At 57.0% G+C, this 19,346-nt stretch carries 20 protein-coding genes; 15 read left to right on the forward strand and 5 right to left on the reverse strand.

Features of this window, described 5'->3' with window-relative positions; genetic code table 11:
• The first annotated feature begins 12 nt into the window (after positions 1-12).
• From ACO06L_RS15700 to ACO06L_RS15740, 9 genes are read left to right on the forward strand one after another with little or no spacing between them, the layout of a single operon-like run.
• A complete protein-coding gene (locus ACO06L_RS15700) occupies positions 13-1,473 on the forward strand; it encodes a 2-hydroxymuconic semialdehyde dehydrogenase (protein WP_064229177.1) in 1,461 nt (486 codons plus the stop codon).
• Positions 1,474-1,480: 7 nt separating this feature from the next.
• Positions 1,481-2,338, forward strand: coding sequence for an alpha/beta fold hydrolase (locus ACO06L_RS15705; protein ID WP_202346454.1), 858 nt, complete (start codon positions 1,481-1,483; stop codon positions 2,336-2,338).
• A complete protein-coding gene (gene dmpE / locus ACO06L_RS15710) occupies positions 2,338-3,123 on the forward strand; it encodes a 2-oxopent-4-enoate hydratase (RefSeq protein WP_202346455.1) in 786 nt (261 codons plus the stop codon). The genes ACO06L_RS15705 and dmpE overlap by 1 nt, the downstream gene beginning before the upstream one ends.
• Before the next feature lie 26 nt (positions 3,124-3,149).
• Positions 3,150-4,085, forward strand: coding sequence for an acetaldehyde dehydrogenase (acetylating) (locus tag ACO06L_RS15715; RefSeq protein ID WP_062783127.1), 936 nt, complete (start codon positions 3,150-3,152; stop codon positions 4,083-4,085).
• 13 nt (positions 4,086-4,098) lie between these two features.
• Entirely contained in the window at positions 4,099-5,136 is a 1,038-nt protein-coding gene (dmpG, locus tag ACO06L_RS15720; protein ID WP_014579151.1) for a 4-hydroxy-2-oxovalerate aldolase, read from the forward strand.
• Positions 5,133-5,927, forward strand: a complete 795-nt coding sequence (dmpH, locus tag ACO06L_RS15725; protein ID WP_014579152.1) for a 2-oxo-3-hexenedioate decarboxylase — start codon at positions 5,133-5,135, stop codon at positions 5,925-5,927. The genes dmpG and dmpH overlap by 4 nt, the downstream gene beginning before the upstream one ends.
• A 9-nt stretch (positions 5,928-5,936) precedes the next feature.
• The gene (locus ACO06L_RS15730; RefSeq protein WP_014579153.1) at positions 5,937-6,128 is read left to right on the forward strand and encodes a 4-oxalocrotonate tautomerase; all 192 of its coding nucleotides are present in this window, start codon (positions 5,937-5,939) and stop codon (positions 6,126-6,128) included.
• A 51-nt stretch (positions 6,129-6,179) separates the two neighbouring features.
• Entirely contained in the window at positions 6,180-6,875 is a 696-nt protein-coding gene (locus ACO06L_RS15735) for a hypothetical protein (protein ID WP_227715699.1), read from the forward strand.
• 28 nt (positions 6,876-6,903) lie between these two features.
• The gene (locus ACO06L_RS15740; protein ID WP_202346456.1) at positions 6,904-7,845 is read left to right on the forward strand and encodes a ketopantoate reductase family protein; all 942 of its coding nucleotides are present in this window, start codon (positions 6,904-6,906) and stop codon (positions 7,843-7,845) included.
• On the opposite strand, the gene ACO06L_RS15745 is transcribed toward ACO06L_RS15740, so the two are convergent.
• Positions 7,842-8,867, reverse strand: coding sequence for a peptidoglycan -binding protein (locus ACO06L_RS15745; RefSeq protein WP_008177163.1), 1,026 nt, complete (start codon positions 8,865-8,867; stop codon positions 7,842-7,844). The two genes, ACO06L_RS15740 and ACO06L_RS15745, sit on opposite strands and share 4 nt — an antisense overlap.
• Complete coding sequence (locus ACO06L_RS15750; RefSeq protein ID WP_014579156.1) at positions 8,864-9,592, reverse strand: MotA/TolQ/ExbB proton channel family protein; 729 nt, start codon at positions 9,590-9,592, stop codon at positions 8,864-8,866. The genes ACO06L_RS15745 and ACO06L_RS15750 overlap by 4 nt, the downstream gene beginning before the upstream one ends.
• Positions 9,593-9,687: 95 nt before the next feature.
• Between ACO06L_RS15750 and ACO06L_RS15755 the strand changes: the two genes are divergently transcribed.
• Positions 9,688-10,134, forward strand: a complete 447-nt coding sequence (locus tag ACO06L_RS15755) for an acyl-CoA thioesterase (protein WP_202346457.1) — start codon at positions 9,688-9,690, stop codon at positions 10,132-10,134.
• Positions 10,135-10,203: 69 nt separating this feature from the next.
• Here the strand turns inward: ACO06L_RS15755 and ACO06L_RS15760 are convergent, their stop codons facing one another.
• Positions 10,204-10,887, reverse strand: coding sequence for a type 1 glutamine amidotransferase domain-containing protein (locus tag ACO06L_RS15760; protein ID WP_041645947.1), 684 nt, complete (start codon positions 10,885-10,887; stop codon positions 10,204-10,206).
• Positions 10,888-11,027: 140 nt separating this feature from the next.
• On the opposite strand from ACO06L_RS15760, the gene ACO06L_RS15765 reads away from it, so the two are divergent.
• From ACO06L_RS15765 to ACO06L_RS15785, 5 genes are all read left to right on the forward strand, one after another.
• Positions 11,028-11,831: a substrate-binding periplasmic protein gene (locus ACO06L_RS15765; protein ID WP_227715700.1), complete on the forward strand. Its 804-nt coding sequence runs from the start codon at positions 11,028-11,030 to the stop codon at positions 11,829-11,831.
• The gene (locus ACO06L_RS15770; protein WP_202346458.1) at positions 11,828-13,210 is read left to right on the forward strand and encodes a ribonuclease J; all 1,383 of its coding nucleotides are present in this window, start codon (positions 11,828-11,830) and stop codon (positions 13,208-13,210) included. The genes ACO06L_RS15765 and ACO06L_RS15770 overlap by 4 nt, the downstream gene beginning before the upstream one ends.
• Positions 13,211-13,283: 73 nt before the next feature.
• Positions 13,284-14,015, forward strand: coding sequence for a substrate-binding periplasmic protein (locus ACO06L_RS15775; RefSeq protein ID WP_202346459.1), 732 nt, complete (start codon positions 13,284-13,286; stop codon positions 14,013-14,015).
• 120 nt (positions 14,016-14,135) lie between these two features.
• Positions 14,136-16,403: a bifunctional diguanylate cyclase/phosphodiesterase gene (locus tag ACO06L_RS15780; RefSeq protein ID WP_202346460.1), complete on the forward strand. Its 2,268-nt coding sequence runs from the start codon at positions 14,136-14,138 to the stop codon at positions 16,401-16,403.
• 71 nt (positions 16,404-16,474) lie between these two features.
• Positions 16,475-16,903 carry a hotdog fold thioesterase gene (locus ACO06L_RS15785; RefSeq protein ID WP_064229164.1) on the forward strand — a complete coding sequence of 143 codons (429 nt, stop codon included), beginning with the start codon at positions 16,475-16,477 and terminating at the stop codon, positions 16,901-16,903.
• Positions 16,904-16,920: 17 nt separating this feature from the next.
• Here the strand turns inward: ACO06L_RS15785 and ACO06L_RS15790 are convergent, their stop codons facing one another.
• Complete coding sequence (locus tag ACO06L_RS15790; protein ID WP_202346461.1) at positions 16,921-17,874, reverse strand: sensor domain-containing diguanylate cyclase; 954 nt, start codon at positions 17,872-17,874, stop codon at positions 16,921-16,923.
• Between the two features lie 96 nt (positions 17,875-17,970).
• Positions 17,971-19,308, reverse strand: a complete 1,338-nt coding sequence (locus tag ACO06L_RS15795) for an HD-GYP domain-containing protein (protein WP_421845945.1) — start codon at positions 19,306-19,308, stop codon at positions 17,971-17,973.
• Positions 19,309-19,346 lie beyond the last annotated feature (38 nt).

Genomic DNA, 19,346 nt, shown 5'->3' on the forward strand with positions numbered 1-19,346 from the left:
GATTTAGCAGCAATGAAAGACATCAAACACTACATCAATGGGCAGTACGTTGGTTCGGCCAGTGGCAGGCTGTTCGACAACGTTAATCCTGCGAACGGCAAAGTGATCAGCAAGGTTCACGAAGCTGGCCGGGAAGAGGTGGACGCAGCAGTGAAGGCGGCAAGAGCCGCGCTGCGGGGTCCCTGGGGCAAAATGACCCTGGAACAGCGTACCGCCATCCTTCACAAAGTGGCGGATGGGATCAACGCCCGTTTTGATGAGTTCCTGGAGGCAGAGTGTCTCGATACCGGCAAGCCGAAATCTCTGGCCAGCCATATCGACATCCCCCGGGGGGCCGCCAACTTCAAAGTGTTCGCGGACATGATCAAGAACGTGCCCACCGAATCCTTTGAAATGCCGACTCCGGATGGTACCGGTGCCCTGAACTATGCGGTCCGTCGTCCGAAAGGCGTCATTGGCGTCATCAGTCCTTGGAACCTGCCTTTGCTGCTGATGACCTGGAAGGTCGGACCGGCCCTGGCCTGCGGCAATACAGTGGTGGTCAAGCCGTCGGAAGAGACACCGACCACCACAGCCCTTTTGGGCGAGGTGATGAAAGAGGCCGGCGTTCCGGACGGTGTCTACAACGTGGTGCATGGCTTCGGCGGTGATTCTGCCGGTGCGTATCTGACCGAGCATCCACAGGTAGACGGCTTTACCTTCACCGGCGAGACCGGTACTGGCGAGGTCATTATGAAGGCCGCTGCCAAAGGTATCCGCGACATTTCCCTGGAGCTGGGAGGCAAGAATGCCGGCCTGGTATTCGCAGACTGTGACATGGAAAAGGCGATTGAGGGCACCATGCGTTCTGCCTTCGCGAACTGTGGTCAGGTCTGCCTGGGTACGGAGCGGGTCTACGTTGAGCGTTCGATATTCGACGAATTCGTCGGCCGTCTGAAGGAAGCGGCGGAGGGCCTGAAGATCGGTCCCCCCGATGATGCCGACGCCAACCTTGGGCCACTGGTGAGTCTCAAGCACCGTGAGAAAGTCCTCTCCTACTACCAGAAAGCGGTTGATGACGGCGCTACCGTGGTCACCGGCGGCGGTGTTCCGGACATGCCTGCAGAGCTGGCGGGCGGAGCCTGGGTTGAGCCGACCATCTGGACCGGTCTCGCGGACGACTCGGCGGTGGTGACGGACGAAATCTTCGGCCCCTGTTGCCACATTCGCCCCTTCGACACCGAAGAGGAGGCCATTGAGCTGGCCAACAGCCTGCCGTACGGGCTGGCCTCTGCGATCTGGAGCGAAAACATCACCCGTGCGCACCGCGTTGCTGGCCAGATTGAGGCGGGCATTATCTGGGTGAATAGCTGGTTCCTGCGGGACCTTCGGACCCCCTTCGGCGGGAGCAAACAATCGGGTGTTGGCCGCGAGGGTGGCGTTCATTCGCTGGAGTTCTACACCGAGATGAAGAACATCTGCGTGAAACTGTGAGGCAGCCATGAACGCACCTGTAGAGAGTCCGGAAATCGGGCGAGAGATTAACGCCGCTGGCTACAGCACCAACCTGCACGACCTGGGAGAGGGATTTCCGGTCATGATGATTCACGGGTCAGGTCCAGGCGTTACAGCCTGGGCCAATTGGCGACTGGTGATGCCTGAGCTGGCTCGAAATCGGCGCGTGATTGCGCCAGACATGCTTGGTTTTGGATACAGCGAGCGGCCTGCGGACCAAACCTACAACCGGGAACGCTGGGTGAAGCACGCAATTGGCGTTCTGGACGAGTTGGGCCTGGAACAGGTTGATCTCGTGGGTAACTCGTTCGGCGGCGGACTGGCCCTCGCCCTGGCCATTGGACATCCGCAAAGGGTGCGTCGGCTGGTGCTGATGGGGTCGGTGGGCGTGAGCTTTCCGATCACCCAGGGTCTGGATGAAGTCTGGGGTTACGAGCCCTCGCTGGACACCATGCGCCGGCTGATGGATGTGTTCGCCTACGACAAGAGTCTGCTGACCGAAGAGCTGGCACAGATGCGTTACCAGGCCAGTGTCCGTCCAGGTTTCCAGGAGTCGTTTTCCGCCATGTTCCCGGCGCCGCGCCAGCGTTGGGTCGACAACCTTGCGAGCAAGGAAGAGGACATTCGGGCGCTACCCCACGAAACCCTGATACTCCATGGCCGCGAGGATGAAGTGATCCCGCTGGAGGCGTCACTGAAGCTGGCCGAACTGATCAACCGGGCCCAGCTTCATGTTTTTGGACGTTGCGGACACTGGACACAAATTGAACATGCCAGCCGTTTTGCACGACTGGTCAACGATTTCCTGAGCGAAGCCGACCAGGCCGCCACCGGAGGTAATTAATGGAACAGTCAAAAATTCAGGCGCTTGGCGACGAGTTATACCAGGCCATGTTGAGCCGGGAGGCGGTCGCGCCGCTGACCAGTCGTGGTCAAGAAATCAGTATCGACGATGCCTACCACATTTCCCTGCGCATGCTGGAGCGTCGTCTTGCCGATGGGGCCTCCATCATTGGCAAGAAGATCGGTGTAACCAGCAAGGCGGTGCAGAGCATGCTGAACGTACACCAGCCGGATTTCGGGTACCTCACCGACGACATGGTGTTCAACAGTGGCGAGGTGATGCCCATCAGTGATCGGCTGATTGCCCCCCGGGCGGAGGGCGAAATTGCCTTCATCCTGAAAAAGGATCTGACCGGACCAGGGATCACCAATGCAGACGTGCTGGCGGCAACCGAGTGTGTGATGCCCTGTTTCGAAATCGTCGATTCCCGCATCCAGGACTGGAAGATCGCCATTCAGGACACCATTGCCGACAACGCCTCCTGTGGTTTGTTTGTTCTGGGGGATCAGGCGGTGTCTCCGCGTAAGGTGGATCTGGTGACTTGCGGCATGGTGGTGGAGAAGAACGGCAGTGTTCTCAGTGCCGGAGCCGGAGCGGCAGCACTCGGTTCTCCGGTGAATTGCGTTACGTGGCTGGCTAATACCCTGGGCGAGTTCGGTATTTCCCTGAGGGCAGGGGAGGTCATCCTTTCCGGTTCTCTGGTGCCACTGGAGCCGGTCAAGGCCGGTGATTATATGCGGGTCGATATCGGTGGCATCGGTAGCGCCTCGGTGCGTTTTGCCTGATTGAAAAGAACAACGAGGACTAGGCTATGAGCAAGAAAATAAAGGCAGCCATCATCGGCTCGGGCAACATCGGCACCGACCTGATGATCAAGATTCTGCGCAATGGCAAGAACATTGAAATGGGCGCCATGGTCGGGATCGATCCGGAATCGGACGGTCTGGCCCGTGCTGCCCGGATGGGCGTGGCCACCACCCACGAAGGGGTGGATGGACTGGTGAAGATGCCGGAATTCGCCGACATCGACATTGTATTCGATGCAACCTCCGCGAAGGCCCACATGCACAACGAGGTTTTTCTGCGCGGCCACAAGGAGAGCATCAAGATTATTGATATGACGCCTGCGGCGATCGGCCCCTACTGCGTGCCGGTGGTGAATCTTGAGCAGCAGCTTCAGGAAGGCAACGTCAACATGGTTACCTGCGGCGGCCAGGCCACCATTCCTATGGTTGCGGCGGTATCACGAGTGGCCAAGGCCCACTACGCCGAAATCGTTGCCTCGATTTCCTCGAAGTCCGCCGGCCCCGGTACCCGCGCCAATATCGACGAGTTTACCGAAACCACGTCCCGGGCCATTGAGGTGGTGGGCGGTGCCCAGAAGGGCAAGGCCATCATCATCCTGAACCCGGCCGAGCCGCCCCTCCTGATGCGCGATACCGTGTACGTGCTCTCCGACGCAGCAGACAAGGCTGAAGTGGAGGCCTCGGTGGAAGAAATGGTCCAGGCCGTAAACAGCTATGTGCCAGGCTACCGCCTGAAGCAGAAAGTGCAGTTTGATGACATCCCCGAAGACCAGCCCATGAACGTTCCAGGCCTGGGTCGCTTCAGCGGCCTGAAGACTTCCATCTTCCTGGAAGTGGAGGGAGCGGCCCACTACCTGCCGGCCTATGCAGGCAATCTGGACATCATGACCTCCGCCGCTCTCGGTACCGCCGAGCGCATCGCCGAATCGCTGGTCAACTGAGGAGGATATTCCCATGACATTCAACCCCGGCAAAAAACTCTACATCTCCGACGTGACCCTGCGCGACGGCAGCCACGCCATTCGCCACCAGTACTCCATCAAGAACGTGCAGGACATCGCACGGGCACTGGACAAGGCCAAGGTGGACTCCATTGAGGTAGCCCACGGTGATGGCCTTCAGGGCTCAAGCTTCAATTACGGCTTCGGCGCCCACACTGATCTGGAGTGGATCGAGGCGGTGGCGGAAGTGATCGAGCACGCCAAAATCGCCACTCTGCTGTTGCCCGGCATCGGTACCGTCCATGACCTGGATAACGCCTATAACGCCGGTGCCCGGATTGTCCGTGTGGCCACTCATTGCACCGAAGCGGATGTCTCTAAACAGCACATTGAACACGCCCGCAAGCTGGGCATGGACACCGTTGGTTTTCTGATGATGAGCCACATGCAGACACCAAAAGGGTTGGCAGAGCAGGCCAAGCTGATGGAAGACTACGGCGCCACCTGCCTGTACGTCGTCGACTCCGGCGGCGCCATGAACATGAACGACATCCGGGACCGGTTCCGGGCACTCAAGGATGTGCTCAAGCCGGAGACCCAGACGGGCATGCATGCTCATCACAATCTCGCGCTGGGCGTGGCCAATTCCATTGTTGCCGTTGAGGAAGGTTGTGACCGGATCGATGCTTCCCTGGCCGGCATGGGTGCTGGCGCCGGCAACGCACCGCTGGAAGTGTGCATTGCGGCCTTTGACAAGATGGGCTGGGAGCATGGCACGGACGTGTACGCCCTGATGGACGCGGCCGATGACATTGTGCGCCCGTTGCAGGACCGCCCGGTGCGGGTGGACCGCGAAACCCTGGCCCTGGGCTATGCCGGTGTCTATTCCAGCTTCCTGCGCCACTCCGAAGTGGCGGCGCAGAAGTACGGTCTGAAGGCCGTAGATATTCTGGTTGAGTTGGGCAAGCGCCGCATGGTTGGCGGCCAGGAAGACATGATCGTGGACGTGGCGCTGGATCTGCTGGCGGCCCAAAAGGAGCAAAACGCATGAGCAAAACACTAAACCAAGAGCAGGTTCTGGCTCTGGCCGAGCATGTGGAAAACGCCGAACTTCAGGCCCACGACATCACCAAGGTCACCAACGACTTCCCGGATATGACCTTCGAGGATGCCTATGACGTGCAGTGGGAGATCCGTCGTCGCAAGGAAGCCCGTGGTAACAAGATTGTGGGTATGAAAATGGGCCTGACTTCCTGGGCCAAGATGGCCCAGATGGGCGTCGAGACTCCGATTTACGGATTTCTGGCGGATTACTTCAGCGTGCCCGATGGAGGGGTGGTCAACACCAAAGAGCTCATCCACCCGAAAATCGAAGCGGAGATAGCCTTTGTTACCAAGGCACCCCTGAAAGGGCCGGGCTGCCATATCGGGCAGGTTCTGGCAGCCACCGACTTTGTCATACCAGCTGTCGAAGTCATCGATTCCCGCTATGAGAACTTCAAGTTCGACCTGGTAAGCGTTGTAGCAGACAACGCCTCGTCCACCCGTTTTATCACCGGTGGCCAGATGGCCGATGTTGCCGATGTTGACCTGAAAACGTTGGGTGTTGTGGTCGAGAAGAATGGCGAGGTTGTTGATGTGGGCGCGGGTGCTGCGGTGCTTGGCCATCCAGCTTCCAGTGTTGCCATGCTGGCCAACCTGCTCGCCGAGCGAGGAGAGCACATTCCGGCCGGCACCTTCATTATGACTGGAGGCATTACGGCTGCGATTGCTGTTGAACCCGGTGACAACATTACGGTTCGCTATCAGGGGTTGGGTACCGTGTCTGCCCGCTTCGAGTAAGGAGATCACATGCCTGTCGCGCAAATCAATATTCTTGAAGGACGGTCGGATGAGCAAAAGGAAATGCTTATCCGTGAGGTGACCGATGCGATTTCACGGTCGTTAGGCGCGCCGGTGGAAAGTGTCCGGATCATTATTACCGAAATGCCCAAGCAGCATTTTGGAATTGGCGGCCAGTCGGCTAAAAAACTGGGGCGTTGACGCCCCGGTTCGCCGATCGATTCGCCCGTTAATCGCTTGATGGGAGGCTTCGTGCCGAGATTGCCAGTGTTTTACCTGTCCTGTGACAGAGATGCATATTCAGCTCCGATAAGCCAACCCCGGCTCCGTCGTCTGATCAAGCGAGACATGCAGGTTGGCAATGTCACCTTTATCACTTCTCGAAAGGGTGGCGACAAACCCGAGATTTTTCACCAATGCGGCAAAGGCCTTCTTGCAGAGCGTCTGCAATCGCTGATGGCCGATAGAGGATTTCAGGCCACTATTGAGGGTGGCCGGGACCCCGGACTGGAATCGCTGGCTGCGAGCATGACCGGTGTGGCGCCGGAAGAAGTCATTGAGTTGAGGCTGAATACCGGTATGACCAGCGACGACTACAGGCAGATTGGTCACTGCCTGGAGGCGCTCCGGGAGCAGGGTATTCTGCTTATCTGCCTGGATCAGAAAGAGCAGGGCGCGAGTGAGATAAATCACCAACCGCACGATGCCTACATTCGCAACCTGATACAGCAGTGGGAGCATGAGCAACTCTGGCGTCAAGCCATGTCAGAGGGCAGTCTGGCCGGGCGCCGAGCCAGGCGTGGGCAGGATGTCCCTGTTGCCGACCCCACCCTGTGCGTGCTGAATACTGCGTTCAGTCTGGGGGGGCTGAAAGCCCCCCAGCGGGTATTCGGCTTTGCATTGAATGAGGACAGCCATTCACTCGCCGGCTATGGCTGGATGCAATAGACTGCGGAAAACATTGGGGATTCCGTAAATGCTCAGACTATTGATAGTGGGTGCCGGTGGCATCGGCGGTTACTATGCCGCCCGGCTGCTGCACGCCGGACATGAGGTGGTTCTCACCGCACGTGGTGCGCATCTGGCAGCTCTGGAGGAGCAGGGGCTGACGGTTCAGTATGGGGATGAGGTTTGGTCATTTCCGGTTCAGTCGATGGACCATTCCGCGGTGGTTGCCCGTTTCCGTCCGGATGATTTTGATGTCGTACTGGTCACGCTCAAATCCACGGCGACTGAAGCGATGCTGGCCGAGTTGGGTCCCTGGCTCTATCACGGCAAGGTGCCGGTCCTCTCGCTTCAGAACGGGGTGGATAACGAGCCCGCCTTGGCCTCATTGCTGGGGGAGCACAGGGTTCTGGGTGGCCTGGCTGTCCGAATTGGCGGTCATATTGTCCAGCCTGGCGTAGTGCAGGCCGAGGGCCCTGCCCAAATTGTCATGGGTGAATGGCCTGTGGCCCTGGGATCTGATCGTCGCGGCCAGTTGCTGCAGCAATTACAGGAAGACTTCGAGGCGGCCGGTATTCCAACAACCGTCTCTGACAACATCCGTTACGAGCTCTGGCGCAAGCTGGTGATCAACAACGGCGTGAACCCGCTCTCGGCCCTGACCGGCCTTGACACCCGGAGCCTTACTCACCACCCCGAGTTCCGGAAGATTGTCCACGGAATGATGGCGGAAACCGTAGCAGCGTCGAAGGCCGATGACGTGAACCTAGGGCCTGAGGATCTGGCCGAGATGTTGGACCTGATCAGCAATTTCAACGCCATCAAGACGTCCATGCTGGTCGACAAGGAAAAGGGGCGGCCCCTCGAACTCGACAGTATCGCCGGTGCGGTCCTGAGACGCTGCGAGCGCCTGGGCATTGAGGCGCCATACACCAGGACAGTGAGCGCCCTGTTAACCCATTCGCAGAGTTAGCGATCTGTAAGCTTCAGCTCAATCCTCCGGTTTCTCTGCAACGCCTCCGGAGAGGTGCCTTCCGCTACCGGGAAGAACTCGCCAAATCCGGCCGCCGCCATGCGCCGTTCCGGTACACCCTGCGCTGCAAGGTAGCGCACGACTGCGACGGCTCGGGCAGTGGACAGCTCCCAGTTCGAGGGGAATCTCGGGGTATTGATAGGTATGACATCGGTATGACCATCAATCCTCAGGATCCAGTCAACGTCCTCTGGAATCTTGGCGGATACATCCAGCAGTAGTTTGGCTAGCTTGTCGAGCTCCTGCCGGCCTTCCTCACCCAGTTCCGCCGAGGCGGAAGCAAACAGCAGCTCGGAGGGCAGCAGGAACCGGTCGCCGACGATCCGGACATTCTCGTTGCCTGCCAGAATATCCCGCAACCGGGCAAAGAACTCGGACTGATACTGTTCGAGTTGGTTGACGCGCTCGGCCAGTAGGGTGTTCAGCCGTCTGCTGACCTGTTCCAGTTCCTGCTCCTTGTCGGCGGTCATCTGTTCCTGGAGCTCCAGCGCCGAGGCAATCTGCCTGAGTTGCTCTCGCAAGGAGGCTATCTGATTCGACAGCCTCAGGATCATCGCCTGCTGGCTGGCCGATATATCGTCTTTCTCGTCAATCGACTCTTCCATGCTGGCCAGTCGCTCCGATTGCGCATCGGCCATGGCGGTTTGCCGCATCAGTTGTTCACGGGTGGATTCCAGCTGACCGACCAGACTGTTGTTCCGCTCCTGAAGGCTGGTTAACTGATTTTCCAGTGCCTCGCTTCTGTTTTCTTCCAGGCCGAGCAATTCCGAGAGCTCGTTCAACTGGGCATTGAGTCGGGCGAGCTGGGTATCCCGGTCAGAGAGTGTCTGGGACAGGTAGAGCTGGCTGACCACATAGACCAGCAGCATGAATATGACCAGCATCAGCAGAGCCGACAGGGCATCCACATATCCCGGCCAGACGTTGGTGGTGCTTCGGCTTCGGCGCCTGGAACCGATCATGACAGGTCTTTCTCGTCGTCTATCCGGTCCACGAGGTTGGTCACACCTGTCAGCCACTCCTCCAGGCCGTCATAAAAGCGGTTCTGGGCATGGCCGGCCTGGATATCCAGGAAGCCCAGTATCAGTGAGCCGCCCAATCCCAGCAGAGAGGAGCTGAACGCGGTGCCCATGCCCTCAAGCGGCGTAAGCAGGCCTTCCTGAAGCTCCGCAAACACCTTGCCGAAGTCTTCCTGGCTCATATCCAGTCCGGTGATGACCTGGCCGACCGAGTTGATGGTGCCCAGCAGGCCCCAGAAAGTACCCAGCAGGCCGAGGAAGACCAGCAGGCTGATGAAATAGCGCGTGATTTCCCGCTGTTCGTCCATGCGGGAGTGGATACCATCGAGCACGGTTCGAAGGGAAAGGGTAGACAGTGTGAACCGGTCCTTGGTTGCGTCCTCGCCGAGCTGTCTTGCCAGCGGCTTAAGCAACTTGGGCTCCTGAACCACCGAAAGGCCGGCGTGTCCGGTTCTGAACTGGGCGATCCACTTCAGTTCCGGAAACAGCACGAACACCTGCCTGTAGGTGAGGGCGATGCCGATGATCAGAACCCCGAGAATCAGCAGATTGAAAACCCAGTTGGCCATAAAGGCCGAAATCAGGGGCTTGTGGATCAGGGCGCCGACGATGACGACCACGCCGAGGAACAGCGTCATCCAGAAAAGGGTGTGCTTGGGGTTGCTCATAGCGATGGCCAGCTTTTTTGAGATATTCCTCAAAACGTTAGCACAGATATGAGAAGCTGTTGGCGACAGTAACTGAACTTTAATCGGAGCGCGTCATGGCTGGTGAGTTGCCTTTCCGTTTTCGCTTCCGGGTTCGCTATGGTGAATGCGATGCCCAGGGCGTGGTGTTCAACGCACGTTATGCGGATTTCGTTGATATTGCTGTCAACGAATACATTCGCACCCTGTTTGGCGATTATCAGCACCTGCTGGATCAGGACCTGGATATCCAGGTGGTGAGCCTGACGGTGAACTGGAAGGCCCCGGCGAAGTTTGATGATGTTCTGGAAGCCCGCATTCGCGTCGGACGAATCGGAAACACTTCATTTACCCTGCATCTGGAGTTTTTCCGGTATGGGGATGACGGATTTATCGCCGATGCGGACGTCACCTATGTGCTGATTCAGCCTTCGGTGATGGGCAAGTTGGCGATACCGGATCACATTCGTCAATTGCTGGAGCTGGGCGCTCCGGGCGAGTTGATCAGTCACGCAGGGGAGTAGGCTGGAAGCAAAAAAGAAGGCCAGATGAAATTCATCTGGCCCTGGATTCATCCTGCAGTTACTGCCGGATCAGGCCTCTTGAAGAGCCTGCACAACGGCCTTCGCTGCCCCCTCGGAAGAGGCCGGGTTTTGCCCGGTAATCAGCTTGCCGTCCACCACGATGTGCGGTGCCCAGTCGTCACCGCGGGTGTAGGTGGCGGTGTTTTCCTTCAGCATGTCTTCCAGCAGGAAAGGCACCACGCCGCTAAGGCCAACCGCTTCTTCCTCGCTGTTGGTGAAGCCTGTTACTTCCCGGCCGCCAACGATGTTCTGGCCCGGTTTCACTTCCACGTTTTTGAACACGGCTGGTGCGTGGCAAACTGCACCAATCACCTTGTCCTGCTCGTAGGCTGTCTTGATCAGGGCAATGGACTTGTCGTCGTTAACCAGGTCCCAGAGCGGGCCGTGACCACCTGGATAGAAAATCGCGTCGTATTCGTTCATGTCCACGTCGCTCAGCTTTTTAGTGCTGGCGAGGGATTCCTTGGCATGGGCATCCTGCTGGAACCGACGCGTGGTCTCGGTCAGCGCTTCCTCGGCCTCGCTGTTGGGATCGACTGGCGGTTGGCCACCCTTCGGTGACGCAATGGTGATGTCTGCGCCGGCATCCCGGAAAACGTAGTAAGGCGCGGTGAACTCTTCGAGCCAGAAGCCGGTCTTATGGCCGGTGTCGCCCATCTGGTCATGGGATGTAAGAACCATCAGAATCTTCATGGTGTCCGTCCTTTTCATTGACGAATGAATGGCGCTTCTTGATTGCTGTGATAATGAAGTTGTGCCATCAGTGACTGAATTCAACCGTCAGTACGTAAATCCGACGATCCCGGATCTTGAACCGTCTATACTGGAGACAGATGGCCAGACCTCATAAGAATCTGAAAACCTCACAGGCAAGGATGACTGGAATGCGAGTGTTCGCCACCGCTGTTCTTATGGCGTTAGTGTTTCCTGTTTCGGCCCAGCAGGGCACGGAAACCGTGGAAGCGCTGACCGTAACCGTGGGTGCCAATCATGCGCCCCCCTACCGGATTATCGAGGGTGGGGAGCCAACGGGCCTATATGTGGATATCTTCCAGGAAATCGCTGATCGGTTGGGTTGGAAAGTGCATTATCGGGAGGCGCCTTTCCGGCGGGTCTTGAGGATGGTGCAGCAGGGTGAGGTGGATGTCATGCTGGGGCCCCTGGAGACCGCCGAACGGACCGAGCTCATGGAGTTCGTGGCGCCGGCATTTCCTCCGGAACGGCGATTGTTTTTTTACCTTAACGCAGAAGATCGCATTGAGCGCTACGCCGATCTGTATGGACGAGCCATTGGTATTCTGGAGGGGGCGTCGTATTTCTCCCGGTTTGATACTGATGACAAACTTCTCAAGGAGCCTGCGCCCCGTTACGAAAACCTGATGCTGATGATGCAGAAAGGCCGGGTAGATGTCGTGATCGCCCCAGAGCTTGTCGGTTTGTACGCGGTCGAAAAGTTGGGGCTGGATGTTAAGGTTTCACCGTTCTTTGTGCCTGGAGAGCGCTCCTACATCGCTGTTGCGAAGAACTCGCCCGTGCTGAAGTATGCCGATGACATTCGGGCGGCGCTGAAACTGATTGAATTGGAAGGCATACACGAGGACCTGGTGTTGAAGTACATGGACCGATTTGCTGAATGATTCCCGAACAGTCTGACCTCTGGTTCCTACCCCTGGGTGGAACCGGTGAAATTGGTATGAACCTCAACCTCTATGGCCACGATGGTGCCTGGTTGATGGTGGATTGTGGTGTTACCTTTCCAAAGCCAGGTCGCATTGCTGCTGATGGCACGGTGCATCATCGTGGCGAGCCGCCGGTTCAAATGGCGGATCCTGCGTTCATTGCTGACCGCCGTGAACGGCTGGCGGGCCTGGTAATTACCCACGCCCACGAAGATCATGTCGGAGCTGTTCCCTACCTCTGGCCGCTGCTGCAGTGTCCGATATACACCAGCCGGTTCACGGCCGAAATTCTGCGTCGCAAGCTCGCGGAGTTCGACTTGCTGCACCGGGTGCCGATCATCGAAGTGGAGACCGGCCAGAGCAAGCAGATCGGGCCATTCAGCGTGCAATGGCTGGCGCTGACTCACTCCATCCCGGACCCTAACGCGCTGATGATTCGCACCGCCGCCGGTAACATCTTCCACAGCGGTGACTGGAAGCTGGATGAGCAGCCGCTGGTAGGCCATGGCTATTCGCCAAAAACCTTCACCGATCTGGCAAACGAGGGCGTGAACGCCATGGTGTGTGATTCCACCAACGCCACAGTCTCGGGTCATTCGGTATCCGAGGCGGCCTTGCATGAAGGATTGCTCAGGGCGACCCGCACCGCCGAGGGCCGCGTTGTAGTGACTTGTTTTGGCAGTAATATCGCCCGATTACATACTCTGGCCTCAATCGCGAGGGAAACCGGCCGTTATATGGGTTTATTGGGCCGGTCTTTGATCAATATGAGTGGCGCCGCCAGGGCTGCAGGGCTGTGGGATTCGGCTGACCAGTTGATCAATCCGGCACATCTGGGGTATCTCCCGCGGGACGAAGTACTGGCCGTGGCCACGGGCAGTCAGGGCGAGCCGCGAACGGCTCTGCGCAGACTGGCCTCTGGTACCCATCCGGATTTTGAGCTGGAGGCGGGCGACACGGTAATCTTCAGCGCTCGCGCCATCCCCGGCAACGAGGAATCCATCGAGGCGCTGGTGACCAGACTGAAAGAGTTGGGGGTGAGGGTAATCACGGCCGAGGATGCTGATTTGCCAATTCATGCTTCAGGTCATCCCGCGCAGGAAGAGCTGGAGTTAATGTATAAATGGGTAAAGCCTGCCATTGCCATTCCGGTTCATGGTGAGGCTGAACACATGGAAACGCATGCTGACATAGCCAAAGCAACTGGTGTACCCCGTGCCATGGTGGGCCGAAACGGCGATCTTTTCATGATCCGGCCGGTGCCGGGAATACGTCGTCAGGTTGTCGAAACCGGCCGTTTGGGCTGGCAAAAAGAGGGGCTTGTCAGAGTTGAATAACTTATTTTCGTCTGTTGCTGGTAGGTCACTTGTCTTTTTGGTTGCCGTGCTGTTTCTGGTGCCGGCCAATGCTATGCCGGAAACCCCATGCAATACGCTCACGGTCAGTGGTAATCCGGAATATCCGCCCCTGCTCTGGCGCGATGAACAACATCCGGGCTATCTGATTGGTGCTGTACCTGCTTTACTGAGGGAAATCACCGAGCCCCTTGGCATCTACGTGGAAGTGAAAGACATTGGCTCATGGGCCAGGGTTCAACACTTGGCTCGCCAGGGTCAAATCGACATGGTTGCGGGTGCATTCATCACCTCCGAGCGTATTGGCTACATGGATTATCTGCTGCCTCCGATCACGCACCTACCGACTGCTGTCTGGGTACCCAAAGGCAGGGAGTTTGTCTATCGCCATTGGCCGGATCTGGCGGGCAAGCGTGGTAGTACCCTGATAAACAACAGCTTTGGCCAGAACTTTGACCGGTATGCAGAACAGAACCTCCGTATCGAAGGTGTCAGGTCGATTGAGCAATCCTTTCAGATGGCGAAGGTTGGCCGGGTTGATTATGTCCTCTACGAAGTCCTGCAGGGCGAGGTGAAACTTGAATACATGGGCATTGCTGAAGAATTCGTTCCCCTGCAAACCCCGGTGAGCCGTGAGGGTCTGTTTTTTACCTTTTCCAAGGCTTCACCCTGCAACTCCTTTGAGCTGAGAGAGCGCATTGCCGAGCGCCTCTATGAGCTCGTTAATTCGGGCCGCGTGGATGAGTTGGTCCGGCAGTTCAAGGCGATTTATACCGGAGCGAGTTGAGAGGTGGCCTTTGTCGCAGGCGCGTGAACTGTAGGAGTGTACTCGTCGTAAGTTGTCAGAGGCGCTTCGAGCAAGTGTAACGGATAAACAGGAAGTATTGCTGGGAAGGAGTCCGTAGCGATGGTAGAAGCAGTTACCCGCGATCAACGAGAACTTGTTTACAGGCTGTCTCTCAGTCTGGCCCGGTCGAGGATTGACGAACTGGATGGGAGCATCCAGAAGGTCATTGCCGAACTTGGCACCCATCTCAAGGCGGATCGCAGCTATCTGGTGATGCTTGAAGAGGCCACCCAGACTGCCTCCATCACTCACGAGATCTGCAGCCCCGGAACGTCACCCCAACGAGATGCCATCCAGAATGTGCCAATGGAGCGGTTTCCGTGGCTGGCAGAGCAACTTGATGACTTTCCGGTTGTTGTTATTCCTGACGTTGAAAAACTCCCCGATGAGGCAAATGAAGAAAAACTCGAATTCCGGCGACAGGGAATCCGAAGCCTGATCCTGATCGGGATAAAACTGGAAGGCCAACTGGCCGGTGTGCTGGGATTTGATTTTCTTGATCGCTCCGAAACTCCGGATGCAGCAATGAGAGAGTTCCTGGTTCAGTTGGGTGACGTATTGGGTTCCTCGGTGCATCGTCAAATACTGGCCGGGCGCAATGCAAGGTATGAGAACAGCCTCTACCGGTATTCTGATCAGTTCCCGGGGGTCATCTTCCAGTTCAGGATTTACCCGGACGGGCGAGTAACCTTTCCTTTCCTCAGCAAAAAAGTAGAGATCATGTTTGGTTTGGCAGTGGACACACTCCGGCCAGACGCCAGACCTTTGCTGGAACTCATTCATCATGATGACAAGGCAGGCTTTCTTGAAAAGGTAGAAGAATCCCGCCTGCAGATGACGCCGTTCGAAACTGATTTCCGGGCGTTCAGAAAAGACGGCAGTGCCGCATGGATAGAAGCCCGTTCAGTGCCCGCCCGTCTGGCGGATAACAGTACGATCTGGCACGGCTATTTCTACGACGTGACTGACCGCAAGCAGTCAGAATCCGAGATCGAGAAACTGGCGTTCTACGACCCGCTCACTGGTCTGCCAAACCGTCGGTTACTGAGGGACCGCCTGGCGCAGGCGTTAACCGGAAGCACTCGGGATCAGAATCATGGTGCCCTGGTATTTATCGATCTTGATAACTTCAAGAACATCAATGACTCAGCGGGGCATCTGACCGGTGATGAGCTGTTGATTCAGGTAGGTCAGAGGCTGAAACAGACGGTCCGCGAATGGGATACTGTCGCCAGGCTTGGAGGCGACGAATTTGTTCTTATTCTGAAAGGGTTTCCAGCCGATGCTGCCAATGCCGCTGCCCGGGTGGAAAAGGTCTGCGAAAAGGTCCGGGATGCCCTGAACGAACCCTATGATCTTAACGGCATCGACTACACGGGCACCCCAAGCATCGGGGTGACCCTGTTCTTCGATCACGATACCTCCCTTGAAGAGCTTCTCAGCCAGGCGGATATGGCCATGTTTCGTGCCAAGGAAGACGGCCGCAATTGCATCCGTTTTTACGATTCGATGATGCAGAAAAAGGTGTCTGAGCGTCTGGCCATGGAATCCGACCTTCGATTGGCTTTACGGAAGAATCAGTTGGCGGTCCACTATCAGGTTCTGGTTGACGAGAAAGGTAAACCGGTAGGGGCCGAGGCATTGCTTCGGTGGCATTGCCCGGGCCGCGGTATGGTGTCTCCCGCCGAATTTATTCCGCTGGCGGAGGAGACGGGGCTCATTGAATCGGTTGGCTATTGGGTTCTGGAAGAAGTTCTCTCCCGGGTCGCCAGCTGGAAGAAGCGGGCCGGTGCACTGTCGCAGCTTCAGGTTTCGGTAAACGTGAGTGCAAGGCAGTTTCACCTGCCCTCTTTCTGTTCGACCGTGATGGCATTACTGAGAAAAACCGGTGCATCCCCCAGAAACCTGAAAGTGGAAATTACCGAAAGCGCGCTGGCCTACGACCTTGAATTGGTGGAAGAGACGCTTCGCACACTGAGAAGCATGGGGATACGAATCTCCCTGGACGATTTTGGCACGGGGTACTCATCCCTTGGCTATCTCAAACGTCTCTCCCTCGATGAGCTGAAAATTGACCAGGGGTTTGTGCGGGACATTCTGGATGACCCGAACGACGCTGCCATTGCCGAGACCATCCTGGCCCTGGCCTCTGCGCTCAGGTTATCAGCAGTGGCGGAAGGTGTGGAAACCAAAGGGCAGTTGGAGCGCCTTGTCGGCATGGGCTGCACCCGCTTTCAGGGCTACTATTTCAGCCGGCCACTGCCTGCGCTGGAGTTTGAGGGATTAATTGAAAAGTCCATGACGGGGCAGCAAAGAAGGGCTTGGTAGTTCGCATCCTATCTGTATAAACTGGGGGTCTTGTTTTTCCTGTTTCAAACAACAACGAGATCAGTTCCTCTATGGCAATCTGGACCAGCACCCCCAATCTTGAACACCTCGCCAAGGCCAGCGAGAACACCGCAGTCAGCTACATGGGTATTGAGTACCTTGAGATTGGTGATGACTACGTTAAAGGTCGCATGCCCGTTGATGAGCGCACGGTTCAGCCGTTTGGCATTCTCCACGGGGGCTCATCCGTCCTGCTGGCGGAAACTCTGGGCAGTATGGCGGCTAATTGCTGTCTGAAAGATCCGGAAACCGTAGCGGTTGGGCTGGACATCAACGCCAACCACATCCGTCCGGTCACCAAGGGCTGGGTCTATGGAACGGCCAGGCCCATTCACATTGGTAGTGCTACTCAGGTATGGGAAATCCTGCTTGAGAACGAAGAAGGGAAAACCACCTGTATTTCCCGGCTGACCATGGCGGTAACAAAACGGCCAGGGTGAATTGCTCCGGGTGCGGTTCAGGCCTTGATACGCACCCGCCCCCTGCCAAGAGCTTTTGACTCATACATCGCGTTATCCGCTCTCGCCAGAAGATTCTCGAGATTTGACTCCTCAGGGCGAAGGGCTGAAATGCCGAAACTGGCGGTTGGCCGGATACGGACATCACGGTACCGGACTGGCGTTTTCTGCATGAGGCTCAGCAGTCGCTCTGCCATTTCTGAAGCCTGAACGGCATCGGCATCAGCAAGCAGGATCGCGAACTCTTCACCACCAATACGAGCTGCAACATCCGCCTCCCGGACGTTGGTTTCCAGAACCTGCCCTATGTGCCGCAGAACCTCATCTCCGGTCTCGTGGCCATGGTTATCATTGATCTGTTTGAAGTGGTCCAGGTCAAACATGATGATCGCCAGAGGCGAGCCGTTTCTTCGGGACTGCTTCAAAAGCTGGTTACCCAGCTCGAAAAAGGCTCTCCTGTTGTGAAGTCCGGTAAGGTCGTCCTCCAATGCAGCGGCCCGAGCTTTTTCATGGGCCTCCTTGAGCGCCAGCTCCATTTCCTTTCGGTCGGTGATATCTGTAGCAATTTCGAGGCGGACCAGTCGGCCGTCTATCCAGGGAATTGCCTGATCCCGGCACTGGTACCAGCGTTTGTCCAACCGGTTCTGAAATTCCCAGATATGAGGCGGGGAAGGGGTGCCTTCGGAATCAATCAGCAGGTGATTGGTGCAGAAGTCGCAGGGGCTGGCGTTATCCTGCAGGACTTCCCAGCACTTTTTCCCATCTATAGAACCCCAGATTCTTCGGCCATAGGCATTCATGTAAAGGAGTTCATAGGTTTCGAAGTCAGAGACATAAACCAGGGCGTCCAGATTGTCGAGCACGGCCCTGAGCCCTTCGGCAGGAGTGACCTTCGAAATGTCAGCACCGTCTGGCGCGGCAGGAATGTTGAGGGAAGGGATGCCGGAATTCATGTCTTGTTGTGCCGGAATTTGTTTGGCAAGCAGTATAGCAGGGCATTCCAGGTTAGAAAGTAACGGACTGTCCCTTTTATGTGGCGTCAGGGCTACTTATATGGCGTCAGGGCTGCGACTCGGCGTGGTTACAATCAGCCCCTGATCGACAAACTCCTGAAGCACGATCTCGTAGGTTCCGTCAGGGACTTCCCGGGCGATGCGATAGATTTCACCGGCAGCATCTTCAGGGCTGACCTTCAGATCGACCGTCCGATAGGGTGCCATCAGGCTTTTATCGGACTCCCGGACCAACAGAACGCAGGGCTTCAGTTTATGCTCTGGCCGGCTCTCCACAACGATACCAACCTCGCCATTCACCATCTCAACGATGGATCCCGGGGGGTACACCCCGATCATCTGGATAAAGGCATCCGCCAGCTCCTCGTCGAACTGGGTGCCCCGGTGCTTGTGGATAATTTCCAGTGCCTGCATGGAGGCCCGACCCTTGTCGTAGACCCGGTTGCTGGTGATGGCATCGTAGGTATCCACCAGACCAATGATCTTGGCAAAGTAGGGGATCTGCTGGGCGTGCAGGCCCCGGGGATAACCCGAGCCGTCCATCCGCTCGTGATGGCTGAATGCCACATCCACGGCGGTGTTCAGGGAATTGCTGGTCCCCATCAGAATGGTACGGCCGTGGGTGGTGTGGTGACGCATGACGTCGAATTCTTGAGGGGTCAGCGCTCCCGGCTTGTTGAGGATTTCATCGGGAATCCGGGTCTTGCCGACATCATGGAGCAAACCACACAGGGCCAGATTGCGGATTTCTCCTTCAAGCAAGCCCAGATGCTTGCCAAAGGCGGCCGCCAGAATGGACACGTTGATACAGTGCTCGGCGGTGTACTCATCCTGGTGTTTGATCTTGGTAAGCAACAACAGGGCGTTCTCATTCCGGAGCACGCTTTCCACGCAGTGGTTAACCACTGTGCGGGCGTTGTTCAGGTCCAGCGTGCGCCCCACCCTCAAGCCAGACATAATGGATTTGGCGGTTTTTTGAGCCTCTTCGAAGCGAATGACCGCGGTTTCCATCTCCCGGCCGGCATCGACCTTGTTGATGTACCTCACTCGCTTGCGGGGCGGTACCGGTTTATGAGTATCCTGGACAGGTTCGGGAGCCTGTTTTCTGCGGAAAAGTCCCATCAGGCCGGAAGATTTCCGACCGCTGTCGTTCTCATGTTTTGGCAGCGGTGCCCCATCGATACGCCCTTCAATGAAGACGAACTCGCACTGTGCCCGTAGCGAGTCGATCTCTGTCTGATCTCGAATAACAAACCCCTGAATCAGGAAGTCCGTATCTTCCCTGGGCCGGTCCAGACGGATGACGTGCATGCCGATGGCTAGTTCTGACACGTCGATCTGGCTTTCAATAATTTCCTGATGCGGTGCACTCATACCCTGATCCTGAATCCCTGGAGCACTATTTTGAGGCA

Source organism: Marinobacter sp. (assembly GCF_965229985.1).
Classification (GTDB): Bacteria; Pseudomonadota; Gammaproteobacteria; order Pseudomonadales; family Oleiphilaceae; genus Marinobacter.